General features: G+C 49.1%; 11 protein-coding genes and 1 riboswitch. Of the genes, 7 read left to right on the top strand and 4 right to left on the bottom strand.

From position 1 onward, the window contains the following. Positions 1–28 precede the first annotated feature (28 nt). A complete protein-coding gene (locus JFT56_RS16095) occupies positions 29–1,390 on the top strand; it encodes an MATE family efflux transporter (RefSeq protein WP_198781011.1) in 1,362 nt (453 codons plus the stop codon). A 65-nt stretch (positions 1,391–1,455) separates the two neighbouring features. On the opposite strand, the gene JFT56_RS16090 is transcribed toward JFT56_RS16095, so the two are convergent. After that, the gene (locus JFT56_RS16090; protein ID WP_198783613.1) at positions 1,456–1,881 is read right to left on the bottom strand and encodes an HPP family protein; all 426 of its coding nucleotides are present in this window, start codon (positions 1,879–1,881) and stop codon (positions 1,456–1,458) included. A gap of 281 nt (positions 1,882–2,162) precedes the next feature. Here JFT56_RS16090 and JFT56_RS16085 point away from each other — a divergent pair, with 281 nt between their 5' ends. The 3 genes from JFT56_RS16085 (at position 2,163) to JFT56_RS16075 (ending at position 5,236) form a co-directional block, all read left to right on the top strand. Further along, on the top strand, positions 2,163–3,929 hold the full coding sequence (locus JFT56_RS16085; protein WP_198781010.1) for an alkaline phosphatase D family protein: 1,767 nt from the start codon (positions 2,163–2,165) through the stop codon (positions 3,927–3,929). Positions 3,930–4,217: 288 nt separating this feature from the next. After that, positions 4,218–4,784: a phosphoribosyltransferase gene (locus tag JFT56_RS16080; protein ID WP_198781009.1), complete on the top strand. Its 567-nt coding sequence runs from the start codon at positions 4,218–4,220 to the stop codon at positions 4,782–4,784. A gap of 146 nt (positions 4,785–4,930) precedes the next feature. Then, on the top strand, positions 4,931–5,236 hold the full coding sequence (locus JFT56_RS16075) for a DUF3622 domain-containing protein (RefSeq protein WP_198781008.1): 306 nt from the start codon (positions 4,931–4,933) through the stop codon (positions 5,234–5,236). A 109-nt stretch (positions 5,237–5,345) separates the two neighbouring features. On the opposite strand, the gene azu is transcribed toward JFT56_RS16075, so the two are convergent. The 3 genes from azu to rihA form a co-directional block, all read right to left on the bottom strand. Then, on the bottom strand, positions 5,346–5,822 hold the full coding sequence (gene azu / locus JFT56_RS16070) for an azurin (RefSeq protein ID WP_198781007.1): 477 nt from the start codon (positions 5,820–5,822) through the stop codon (positions 5,346–5,348). A gap of 169 nt (positions 5,823–5,991) precedes the next feature. Next, positions 5,992–6,903, bottom strand: coding sequence for a ribokinase (rbsK, locus tag JFT56_RS16065; protein ID WP_198783612.1), 912 nt, complete (start codon positions 6,901–6,903; stop codon positions 5,992–5,994). Between the two features lie 19 nt (positions 6,904–6,922). Next, positions 6,923–7,879 (bottom strand): pyrimidine-specific ribonucleoside hydrolase RihA, encoded by a 957-nt coding sequence (gene rihA / locus JFT56_RS16060; protein ID WP_198781006.1) that lies wholly within the window; start codon positions 7,877–7,879, stop codon positions 6,923–6,925. A 233-nt stretch (positions 7,880–8,112) separates the two neighbouring features. Here rihA and JFT56_RS16055 point away from each other — a divergent pair, with 233 nt between their 5' ends. The 3 genes from JFT56_RS16055 to JFT56_RS16045 all read left to right on the top strand — a co-directional run bounded on the left by JFT56_RS16055 (position 8,113) and on the right by JFT56_RS16045 (position 12,897). Next, entirely contained in the window at positions 8,113–9,570 is a 1,458-nt protein-coding gene (locus JFT56_RS16055) for a hypothetical protein (protein WP_198781005.1), read from the top strand. A 208-nt stretch (positions 9,571–9,778) separates the two neighbouring features. Next, a complete protein-coding gene (locus tag JFT56_RS16050) occupies positions 9,779–10,447 on the top strand; it encodes a hypothetical protein (RefSeq protein ID WP_198781004.1) in 669 nt (222 codons plus the stop codon). A gap of 147 nt (positions 10,448–10,594) precedes the next feature. Next, a riboswitch (cobalamin riboswitch) is annotated at positions 10,595–10,830 on the top strand. A gap of 105 nt (positions 10,831–10,935) precedes the next feature. Next, complete coding sequence (locus tag JFT56_RS16045; RefSeq protein ID WP_198781003.1) at positions 10,936–12,897, top strand: TonB-dependent receptor; 1,962 nt, start codon at positions 10,936–10,938, stop codon at positions 12,895–12,897. Positions 12,898–13,058: the final 161 nt, after the last annotated feature.

The following is a 13,058-nucleotide window of genomic DNA, read 5'->3' as shown; positions in this document are numbered from 1 at the left end:
TATCTCTCTTCCCTAAGGTAGGATTTTCGTGGCCAAAGTTCCTAAAACATTACAACAACGCATGGGCATAGTGGCCCTCACTTGGCCGATTTTTATCGAAACTCTGCTGCAATCCTTACTTGGGATCAGCGATATTTTTATGCTCAGCCATTATTCCGATAATGCGGTCGCGGCGGTGGGGCTCACCACTCAGTTGATGTTCTTTATGATGGTGATGTCCATGATGGTGAGCACGGGCGCGAGCATTTTGATCAGCCAGAACAATGGTGCGGGTAAAGTGCAGCTGGCAACCGATGTTGGGGTGGCGAGTGTTGCACTGAGTCTGGCCCTTGCCCTGCTAATGGGGTTGTCGATGTTTTTTGGCGCCAAGGGCATTATCCAGTTATTTGCCCTCGAGTCCCATGTGGCGGGGTTTGCCTACGATTACTTAGTGATTTGTGGCAGCTTGAGTATAGGTTTAGTGATGAACATTGCCTTTGCCGCCATTTTGCGTAGCTATGGTTTTACCCGCTCGGCCATGTTGGTCACCTCTAGCACTGGGTTGATGAATGTAATAGGCAACTATATCGCCCTGTTTTCTCCCTTTGGTTTGCCCGTTTATGGTGTCACTGGGGTGGCGATATCGACTGTGACCAGCCAGATTATCGGTGCCTTGATTATGCTGGCAGTGATCCGCAGTAAGCAGATCACACTGCCGATGCAACGGCTTAAGCTCTTACCGCGCAGCACCTATTGGAGCGTGATGCGTATTGGCCTGCTCAATGCCGGTGAAATGCTGTCCTACAATGTGGCGCAGATGACCATCATCTACTTTATCAGCCAGATGGGGACGCTTTCGCTCACGGCCTACACCTATGGCTTGAACATTAGCCGTTTTATCTATTGTTTTGCGGTAGCGCTCGGACAGGCGACGCAAATTCAGACCGGATACTATGTCGGCAAACAATGGTTTGAGGAAATCACCACCCGGGTGCAGCGCTACTGCCTCGTGGGCTTTGTCGCCTCACTGACCATAGTATTGATCTTCTATTGGCAGCGACAGACTATCGTCGGTTGGCTGAGTGAAAACGAAGACGTCATTCAACTGACGGCGTTATTGCTCGCGGGTTCCATCGCCCTTGAAACGGGGCGGGTGTTTAATCTGGTGATAATCTCGGCCTTAAAAGGCGCAGGTGATGTGGCGTTCCCTGTGCGGGTTGGCCTGTTTAGCATGTGGGGAATAGGAGTCTTTTTTGCTTGGTTATTTGGTTTGCACTTAGGCTACGGAGTGCTCGCCGCTTGGCTGGCGGTCGCCGCCGATGAGTGGATCCGCGGCTTGATTATGGTGCACCGCTGGCGCTCTGGCCGCTGGCAACGTTTTACCCGCATTCCGCCTGTAACCTTAGTGTAGTTTTGCGGGTAAAGTGCAAGCGCAGCCACTCTCTAGTTAGTCGCTGCGCTTTTTGCTTGATAAGTTTAGGCTTGCTGTTGCAGCAGGGTACGGCACAGCTTAATAAAGTCCGATGAAGTGACGATACCGAGCACTTTTTTATCGGCATCAACGACGGGTAAGCAGCCGAGTTTGTTTTCAATAAAATATTCCACCACAACAGTTAAAGGTTCATCGGCGATTAAGTGTTGAAACTCTTTGTCCATTACCGTGGCTATGGGGGTGTAACGTTCCTTGCGATCGAGCGCGCCTTGGCCGTATTTGTTCAGCATAGATAAGACGCTGGCGATCATTTTTTTATGGGTGAGTACGCCAACCAGAGTGCCATCGGTTTCAGATACCACGGGTAAGTGGCGCACACCGCGGGTTTGCATTAGATGGTGGGCATCTTTCAAGCTGGCGCCATCGCTAATGCAAATCACGCTTGGGCTCATAATATCGCTGACTTTCATCATATAAATTCCTTTCTTGCATCGCTCATCTGTTGGCTAGATTACCGCAATATGGGCAGAACTATTTGAGTCGTCCTTCACCTTTTCGATGGTAGCAGTTTCCGCTGCAACTGTGCCAGTTCTGGATAAATAAAGTACGTTGTTCAGTATAAGTTTTTGAATTAAAAGAAATCATAAAAGGCTGACAAAGATGTCACAAATATGTAACAGTGATGTCTCACAATCGGGGCCTCATTAGACCTCATACCAGTGAAGCGAAATCTAACAAGGGAATAATAATAATGAATCGTACTGTGACTCGTCGTGATTTTTTGGCTATGTCGGCCAAAGGTGTTGGTGTTGCTGTGATCTCCTACGGCCTAATGGGCTGTAGCGATAGTGATGATGATAAATCGGTACCAGCGCAATTTTTGCATGGTATTGCCAGTGGCGATCCCGCTTCCGATGCGGTGATCCTCTGGACTCGTGTTACGCCTGAATCCGATGGCGATGTGAAGGTGAGTTGGCAAGTGGCTACGGATGCGGCCTTTGCACAATTAGTGACCACTGGGGAGATGGTCACTAACGCAAATCGTGATTATACGGTCAAGATTGATGCCCGTGGTTTACGTGCGGGGAAAAACTATTTCTACCGCTTTATGACGGGCGGTAAAACCTCCGAAGTGGGCAAAACTTGCACATTACCTGAGGGGGATGTGAGCTCTGTGAAATTGGCCGTAATGTCCTGTGCTAACTTCCCAGCCGGTTATTTCAATGCCTACGAGTTAGCGGCGGCCCAGGATGACTTAGATGCCGTGGTACATCTTGGGGATTACATCTATGAATATGCCCGCGGCGGTTATGCCAGCGAACATGCCGCCGAATTGGGGCGCGAAGTGTTACCCGCCAATGAACTGCTGTCATTGAGTGATTACCGTACCCGTTATGGGCAATATCGTACAGATACTAGCTTGCAAAAACTGCATGCTAAAGTGCCCTTTATTACCGTATGGGATGACCACGAAGTGGCTAACGATACCTGGAGCGATGGCGCAGAGAACCATAACGAAGGTGAAGGGGATTTCGCCGCCCGTAAAGAAGCGGCACTGCAGGCCTACTTTGAGTGGTTGCCAATTCGTCCATGGCGCGAGGGTAACCATGAAGAGATTTACCGTAGCTTCAGTTACGGTAATCTGGTCGATTTACATATGCTCGATACCCGCGTATTAGGTCGTGATAAGCCCCTCGATTATGCCGATTATATGGATGCCACCACAGGGGCATTCGATGGCGAGCGTTTCCGCGCCGATGTGACTTCAACCTCGCGTACTTTGCTCGGTTTGACTCAGCTATTATGGCTGCAGGGGACCCTGTTACAGGCTACAGGGAAATGGCAGGTACTAGGCCAACAGATTTTAATGGGTAAGATGTCCTTGCCCGCGGCCATTGCCACTCAGCAGATGAGCATTCCCCAATTTGCCATGTTAGGAGGATTAGCTAAGTTGGCCGCGCGCGCGGCGGCGGGGGACCCAACCCTTACCGCCCAAGAGCTGCAATATCTGCAAGCCAATCAAGCCCTGTTAACGCCCGAGGTGATAGCGCTACTGCAATTACCTTCAATTCCATACAATTTAGATGCTTGGGATGGTTACGCCTATGAGCGTGAGGTGATTTTAGGCACGGCCAAATCGAAGAATCACAATCTCGTGGTGATCGCGGGCGATACCCATAATGCCTGGGCAAATGAACTCAATGATGTTAATGGCGACACAGTAGGGGTTGAATTTGCGACCAGTTCAGTATCTACACCGGGGCTTGAATATTACTTAAACCTGCCGGCGGAGCAAATTCCGGCGACAGAAGCCGCGATTGTGGCGTTAGTCGCCGATCTTAAGTATGCCAACCTTAGGGATCGCGGCTTTATGACGCTGACTTTCACCGCCGATGCCGTGCGCAGCGATTGGCATTATGTGGATACGATTTTATCTAAGGATTTCCAAGCCGCCACCGCCCGTAGTTATAGCGCTATGACCAAAGCAGGCGAGCATAAAATTACGCCTATCGTCTAATTTCTACTTTGTCTTGCTCCTTCTTGGCCACCTTAGGGTGGCCTTTTTTGTTGATTTTGTCCTTAAAATGCAAAATAAACGGTTGTTACCCCGCAAGTTGTTACTATTACTGAAGCACTGTGGTTTTTTTTGGTATAAAATTCGCTCCCAAAATTCGGCAGCTGCCTACACTTGCTAGGGCTCTTGTGAAGAGAATGCTGTTCTCGTGTTTTGGGCGCCGAACAGATCTATTAGGTAAAGCATTCGCTTTAGTCACCTAAAAATAACTATCACGATGGGGACGGTGTCATGTCAGAAAAGTATTTTGTTACCGCACAGCAACTGCTGGAAGATTCATTTTTATTAGCTTCGCAGGTGTATGAGAGTGGTTTTCGTCCGCAGTTTATCGTCGGCATTTGGCGTGGCGGCGCTCCAATCGGGATCGCAGTTCAAGAGTTTTTCGATTTTAAACAAGTTGAAACCGACCATATTGCCGTGCGCACTTCTTCCTACTACGGTATTGGTACCGACAAACAAAGCAAAGAAATCAAAGTGCATGGTTTGCACTATATTGTTGAAAATGCCAATGCAAGTGACGCCCTGCTGATCGTGGATGATGTGTTTGATTCTGGTCGTAGTATCCACGCATTAAAGGAAAAATTAAGCCAACTGATGCGCTTAAATATGCCACAGGATATTCGTATCGCTTGCCCTTACTACAAGCCTAAAAATACCGCAGTGCCTTTAAAACCGGATTACTATATCCACGCCTCTGAAGATTGGTTAGTGTTTCCCCATGAAGTGACGGGCTTAACCCCCGAAGAAATTGCCGAAGGTAAAGGCGATTTAAAAAATATTCAGCACTTGTTTAAATAGCTCGCCGCGGCAAGCTTAGAATATTTTCATTTGGGCGATCTTTCTGGGCCGAAATCAAGTACACTGCGCTCCTTTTGTTTTATGATGAGCGTTTGGTTCGCTTGATAAGACAAACGTGACAAGCATCATTTAGGAAATAGAGCAGAATGAGCAAGGGCAAAAAATACGATTTTCGCGTGGCACAGGGCGACAACGGTTGGAAAACTGAAATTACCCGTCGCATGACCTCAACCAAAACGGTTGTGTCTAAAAGCCATGATGGTTTTGCAACTGAAGCCGAAGCACAAGCTTGGGGTCAGGCCGAGTTACAAGTGTTTTTAGGCACACTGGCCGAGCGCAATAAGCGTCGTTCAGAAAAACAGGCTAAGGCAAAATTGGCGGCGGCATTAGCGGCTGAAGCGGCAACCGATGCCGATGATTTTGATGACGAAGACGATATCGACGAAGAATAGTCGTGAGCTGTCATTGATTATCAAACAGAAAAGCCTATCAAACAAAAAACCTCCATTGGAGGTTTTTTGTTTTTGGTCTTAAAACGGAATCTTTACCCGAATAATCCCATTAGGCCTTTAGTTTAAAACTGCCCTGCATAATTGCCCAATGGCCAGGGAAACTGCAGAAAAATTGGTAAGCTTCCGTCGCGCTCATACCCGCAGTGCTAAAAGTGACTGAGGTTGATTCGCCGCCACCCACTAAGGATGTGTGAGCGATAACGCGACTATCATCGGCTTTTACATAGGCTGCATCGGCGCCCGCACTCATACCATCGGTGGCAACGGCAGACATATCAGCGGCTTTGGTTAATACCCAGTTGTGGCCCATGGCGGCTTTTGGCAGGGTGCCAGTGTGGGTTAGCGTGAGTGTCACTTCTTTACAGGTCGCAGGAACAGACAGCTCTTTAGTGTCAAATTGCATAGCGTCTGTCGCGGCAATCTTGAGTTCACATTCGTTAGCACTCGCCTGGCTGGCGACGAATAATCCTAGGCCGAGTAGGCTAGCGCTAGTCATATTACGGAAAGTGGTGCTTTTCGCTTTCATCTGATACTTCCTTATTTTGAACAAGGGTAGCCGAACCATTTTGGCTCGACCGTGCGCTTACCAGCATAGGTAATCTTTATTAAATGGGAATGAATTCGGTATGTAAATTATGTATATGCAACTTTAGGATGAAATAGTCAGGGTGCGACAATCTGCCGCACCCATGGGATTAATGCGGAACTTCGCTGCGATAGGGAATGGCGCGCTGGGCGCCTTCGCGGGTGACGGTAATTGCGGAGGCGGCGTTGGCAAAGCCGACGGCGGCGGCAATTGACATTCCTTCACTTAAGCCGACAACGAGCGCGCCGTTGAAGGTATCCCCCGCCGCGACTGTATCTATGGCTTGAACTTCAAGCGCAGGGATAAGCCCGGTAAAGCCTGGGCTGCTGATATAGGCACCCCTAGAACCTAAGGTGATCACTACAATACCGACACCGCGCTGGTGGAGTAGCTGTGCGGCTAATTGCGCATCATCGAGGTGGTTGATCTCCACGCCAGTTAAGGCTTCGGCTTCGGTCTCATTGGGGGTAATAATATCAACCCACTTAAGACAATCTTGATGCAATACTGTGGCGGGGGCAGGGTTGAGTATGGTCGTCACCCCAAGTTTTTTTGCCATTTGCAAGGCTTTCGCAACGGTGGAGGCTGGGGTTTCTAGTTGCGCGAGTAGGAATTGTGCGTTGGCAAACAGAGCATAATGCTGTTCTAAATCATCGGGTAACAGGCTGGCATTGGCTCCAGCGGCAACGCCTATGGTGTTTTCACCATTGTCACCGATAAAAATCATGGCAGTGCCTGTGCCCATGCCTGCCATTTGAGTGATGCCATCGCTTTTTATGCCATCTTGTATCCAGCTTTGACGCATGTCGTTCCCCACGCTGTCTTGGCCTAAGTGGCAGATAAAATCGATTTGTGAATGGGGTTGGCTTAAGCGGGCACAGGCCACGGCTTGATTGGCCCCTTTGCCACCGTGTTCTAGTCGATACTCGCGGCACATCAGGGTTTGCCCCGGTGCGGGAAGGTATTCAAATTTCATCACATGGTCGGCATTAGCACTGCCGATAACGAGTATCTGGCTCATAGAAGACTCACTGTGGTTTTCATCTGCGATTGAGATAAGTTGCATCATAGACACCTAAACTGTCCACCAGTAAATCAACAAAGCCTTGTCTATCGAGTCCAAATAGCACAGTGGCATTGGCGGCTTTACCCGTGAGCTGATAGCGATCGACCACAGTCATCCCCAGCGTTAACTCGCTTTGGGTCTCAATTCCGACCCAGCAATCTTGGGCATCAAACAGTTCAGGTTTGAGTAGCCAAGCAATAGTGCAGGGGTCGTGCAATGGCGCGCCAATAAAGCCCCATTTAGGATCCCTGTGGTAAATCATAAAGAAATCCAGTAGCTCGGCGACGCACTTAGCGATAGGGTTAGGAATGGCGCGAATACGTTCGATATCTTCATCCATGATCTGCGCCTGATGGGTGACATCTAGCCCACACATAGTGATGGGAATACCTGACTTAAAGACAATATCGGCGGCTTCGGGGTCGACAAAAATATTAAACTCGGCGGCAGGCGTCCAATTGCCGACACCGGCGGCGCCGCCCATCAGCACTATTCGCTCAATTTTGGCGTGCAATTCGTGGTGGCTTGCCAGCAGTAGCGCGATATTGGTCAGTGGCCCCGTTGGTATGAGTGTCACAGGCTTATCACTCTGGCGAATTTTCTCGGCCATCAGCTCGATGGCATTGAGTGTTTGTGGCGCAAAGCTGGGCTCTGGCAATGCTGGCCCATCGAGCCCTGTTTCACCGTGGACATTATCCGCAATCATTAACTCCCGGCTTAAGGGTTTAACCGCGCCGCCCGCCACAGGAATATCGCTACGATTTAATAGGGTTAAGATCCGCAGTGCATTATTCAGGGTCTTATCTGGGGTTTGATTGCCCGCACTGGTGGTGACGGCTAGTGGTACAAGCTCTGGGTGGGCTAGGGCTAAGATCAGGGCGATAGCATCGTCATGGCCGGGATCGCAATCCAGAATAATATGGCGAGTCATACAGTTACTCCTTTAAACCGCTGTGATGGAGGCTTAGAATAGCACGCTGGTTATCGGCTGCTAGCCTACGCTTAGTTTTAGGGGCAAAGTGTGAGCTTTTTCCTATTTTTATCAATAGGCTGCTACAATAGCCCCGCTTAAGTTGTTACTAAGATAAGTCTTGAGTCACGACAGTTTTCAGCATCGATAATTTTCAACAATGATAGTTTTCAGCAATGACAGGGAAATAAGTTATGCAGTCTTATTCAATTCCTCGACCTTTGGCACCAACTTCTCGCCCTTTGGCATTCGTAGCGGCCTTAATCGTCCTGCAATTAACCGCTTGTAGTCAGCCTAAACCTTTAACCGTGTTCGAAAATGATAAGGAATCCTTATTGCAGTTTGATAATGGCAAACTGCTCCAATTTAAGGAAAATCCGAGTCCACAGTATCGCCATATTCCCTGTGATTTACCCGCCGTCGAGACTGTGGTCACCAATAGTTCGGCCTTTGCGGCGTTAACTCAATCCGCTGAGGTGATCACTTGGGGCGACAGTTATGCTGGCGGTGATAGCCGGGAAGTAACGGAGCAGCTTAAGCAAGTTAAGCAAATCGTCCCAGTGAAGGACGGGTTTGCCGCGCTACGTCAAGATGGCACTGTGGTTTACTGGGGTAATGCGGGGAAATTCAGCCTAGATAAAGCGCTACAAAATCGCATGACCAATATTACCAAGTTGTTCGCCAACCAAGAGGCCATTGCCGCGCTCGATGCCAACGGTAAGGTACACACTTGGGGTTATGGCCCCTATGGCGGTAATAGCTTACATGTGCAGGATCAATTAGTTGATGTCGTCGATATCTTTGCTAAGGGACGCAGTTTTGTCGCCCTCAAAAAAGAAGATAGCGCGGTGATTTGGGGGCAGGTTGAAGAGTCGACCAATATGAAAAAATTGCTCCCGCAGCTTAAGGATGTAGTGAAGATCGAATATTTTCAAAGCACCTATGCTGCCTTAAAAAAGGATGGCTCTGTGGTGAGCTGGGGCTGGCGCAGTGATACCTATCCTATTCGCAGCGCCTTAAAGGATGTGGCGAGTATGACGGCAAACAATTGTGCCTTTGCGATTTTAAGTCCTACGGGGGATGCGCATTTTTGGGGTGATGGGATTAACTGTGGTGTCGATTGGATTAAAAAAACCGATATCACAGGGGTAAAAGAGATTATCAGCATCGGCTCAGGCTTTTTATTACTGCGGGATAAGGCCGTGCCACAAATAGTGGCCGACGATACTGACTACGCTTATATGTTTGGCTTTCACTATGCCCAAGAAATTCTTGATAAATATTGGCAGGAAGGCAGCGTCATTACTCGAGGGCCAGCCTCCTTTGTGTTTACGCGTCCCGATGGCAAAGTGGTGCCAGTCGGTTATCGCGCCAACCGTGAAAATGTGGAGAAGTTAATGGCGCGGATTCCGCGCCTGACTTGGTTAGGCCGGGGAGATGAGGGTTATGTCGGCATCAGTGAAAAGGGCGAATGGGTGTCTTGGTCGATGAATCTGGCGATGTTCGACAAGTCGCCCGTACAACCTGCGGACTCCTTAGTGATTAAGCCGCTGGATTTTACTCCCACTGCCCAGTGCGAAACCCCAGAGCAACGTCAGGCGATTTTGAGCAAGGAAAGGCCGCAGCGTAAAGTGACTTGGTCATTTGATTAAGGCATATTTTAGCTGGGTAAATTTACCGTCACCGCGCGGGTAAATGGCATATTTCACTGTTATTGTTGGTGTTGCGGTGATTATTGCTGTTAAAGTTGTATTTAACCTGTGTTTTAACTGTTTTCCCGTTAAATTCTTGGCTAGAATGCAGGATGTTTTCTATTCAATTTCATAATTCGCTCAGGTTAGCGATACAAGGATGATAAATATGAAATTAGCATTGAGTGCTCGGGTGGGTGTAATTCAAGGCATAAGTGTATTGCTGCTCTGTGGTTTAATGGGATCTGAGTCCGCACAAGCGACCTTAGATAAGCCCAGAGGCGGGGATTATACTTCCCATAGCCATGTATTGCCGGTATTTGGTCAGCAGTTAGGATTTAATCTCCCCAGTGGTTGGAAGCAAGCCCACTATGAAGAGCGTGATGGCGTGTTTATGGCAGAGTTTGTGCCTGAGCTCGAAGCGCTCAACCAATGGAGCACGCTGTTTTGTGTGCAGGGCTTTAAGGGCATGGCCGAAAGCGCCAGCCCCAAGCAGTTTTTAGATGCGATGGCCGAGGCTTATCAAGCCGCCTGTGACGGTGAGGTGGTTTATCAAAAACTGGGTGCTACTCAAGTGGATGGTCACGAAGGCTTTCAGGCCATTCTCGGGTGTACCACAATGCCGCATGTCCATGGCGCGACCCAGTTTAATCCGAGTGCCTTTACCTCAAATCCCCAGGGTGAAATTGGTTATTACACTGTGGTAAGTGGTAATAAAGATTTGTATTTGCTGCATAAATCGATGCGTGGCGATGTTTTTTCTGCGGATAAACCACCCTTACAAGCGGCCAACAGTGCCGACTTTATCTCCGCCCTCGGGCCCTTTTCATTGAAGTAGCTGATATCCTTAGTGCGAGAGTCATGGACTTTCATCCGTATAGACGTCTATAATGCGCGCTCAGTGCCTAATGGTGCTGGGCAACACCGCTCTTCAAATATGCTTATCTAGCTTGATTGGTAGCTTGATTTGAGAGTGGAAGCAGATTTTTAGTCAACCTTCTGAGGTGCTTGCGTGCTAAGGCCGCGAGATAATCGGGAAGCCAGTGGAATTCTGGCACTGCCCCCGCAACGGTAAATGGTGAGAAACGGCCGCATTGGATAGCTATGTTCAAGATGAACTCTATCGGCTCAATGTGTAAAGGTTGGTTTCGCGTTAGTCCTTCGATTGATTGGATTAATATAGCCTAAGTCCGGAGACCGGCCCTGAAGGTGTTTTTGAGATTTCGGTGGGCAGATCTCAAAATGCGATAGTAGTGTCCGTATTTATACTGGAGCAACGGTATCGTGGCGCCAATGCCCCGTTTTCCTTCTGGAGTTAAAGGTAAAATGGGAACACATCCAACAAAAATCGCGCTGCTGATCGGCAGCCTTTGCAGTTTTTCTGTTATCGCGCCCGCCGTGGCTGCCGATGAAACCAACACAGCCAAAGTCGATGAACATCTGGTCGTGATCGGCCGCACCGACAACAGCCCCCTCAATATTGCCGCCAATGTGAATGTGATTGACGCCGCAGCGATTGAAATGAGTGGCGCCACCAGTGTGACCGATGTTTTACGTGGCCAAAGTGGGATCCAAATTTCCGATAATAATATCGGCACTAGTTTTGCGATGCGTGGTTTTAGTGCCAGCTCGGCCGTTAATAACACTTTGATTTTACTCGATGGTCGCCGCCTAAATAATATTGATATCGCCGCCCCTAGCTTAAATGCAATCCCCCTAAATCTTGTTGAACGGATTGAGATTTTATCCGGCAGTGCGGGTGTGCTCTACGGCGATCAGGCTGTCGGTGGGGTGATCAACATTGTCACTAAATCGCCTGAGAATACCGGCGGCAGTGTGCAATTATCCGGTGGTAGCTTTAATACCTACGAAGGCCGTGGCGATGTGTCCGGCGCGATCAACAAGGATTGGCGCTATTTCTTGACCGGTAGCTACAACCAAGGCGACAACTATCGCCAGCATAATGCCAACGAAACCGGCTCTATCCTTGGCCGCATTCAATATAAAACCGCAACAGACTCTTTCTTCGTTGAAACCAGCTATTACGACGATGACCGTGAAAATCCGGGGGCGTTGACCAAAGATCTGTTCAACAAAGACCCACGTCAGTCTTCCAATAGCAGCGAATATGTCCATGAGATGACCACAGCGGCGCGCAGCGGTTATCAGCATCAGCTTAACCAGAACTGGGCGTTAGCGGTGGATCTGGATTACAGCGATACCTTAGTCAGCTCCGTTAATTGGGGCGCGGGTAGCCATAACACCCGCTCGCTGTTGATGTTTAGTCCCAAAGCTTTAGCTAACTACAACACTCGCCAAGGCGAGCTAAACCTAGTGACAGGCTTAGATATCAGCCGTGGTAAGGCCGATTACGATTCTATGGCGCGAAGCAATGTGCAGGACATGCAAAGTGCTTACCTGCAAGCCACTGTGCCATTAAGCCACACCTTAAGTTATGTGGTGGGCGGACGTTATGCGCGGGTGACCGATGAGTTAGTCGATGGCAATGTCTATCCAAATGGCATCGATTTAGATGAAGATGCGACCGCATTCGAGTTGGGCCTAAACTATCGTCCGAGCACGGAGCACAGATTGTATCTACGCGGTGATGAAAACTTCCGTTTCGCTAAGGTCGATGAGCAAGCCTACACCCCGAAAGATGTGTATGGCCTAAAGCCGCAGACGGGCCGCTCCTATGAGGCGGGTTGGGATTGGACTCTGGCTAGCCAAAGCCTGCGCGTGAGCTTATATCGCCTCGATTTAGAAGATGAAATAGTCTTCGATCCGAGCGCCGAAAAGCCTGATGGCGGTAGCTTCCAAGGGGCGAACGTGAATGCCGATGCTTCACGCCGTTATGGTGCGAGTGCCGATTGGGATTGGCAGGTGACTCAAGCGCTGCAGTTAGGGCTGGAATATAACTATATCGATGCCGAATTTACCGACGGCGTGAATGAGGGCAAAGCCCTGTCTTGGGTGGCGGAGCACACGGGACGCGGTTATCTCAGTATGGATTTTTCCGAGCATTTCCAAGTATTTGCCGAGGCGATTTATACCGGCGAGCGCTTTGTTGAAGGGGATAACGGCAATGAAGGCGATAAACTTGCCAGTTATGTGCTCGGCAATTTAGCCCTTAATTACACCCGTGACGCTTGGTTAGCCAGCCTGCGTATCGATAACTTATTTGATAAAGATTATGTCAGTGCCGGCTATTATGCTGGTGGAACATATGATGGCTATTACGCTGGCCGTGGCCGGGATATTCGCTTTACGGTAGGTTACCGTTTCTAAGCTTGGGATTGATATTTAACCTTTTAAAGCCAGACTGAGTCTGGCTTTGTTATTTCTGGCGCCTGCACAGAGAAAAATCCACATTCAGGGTGTATTCTTTATCACTTAACCCTATATTTATGTGCAGCTTGTGCTGTGAATCTACGGCTCTTCAGGATTGT

Origin of the sequence: Shewanella putrefaciens (assembly GCF_016406305.1) — a bacterium.
GTDB lineage: Bacteria > Pseudomonadota > Gammaproteobacteria > Enterobacterales > Shewanellaceae > Shewanella > Shewanella putrefaciens_C.
Note: the sequence above shows the minus strand (reverse complement) of the source record. Positions and strands in the feature narration are given on the sequence as shown.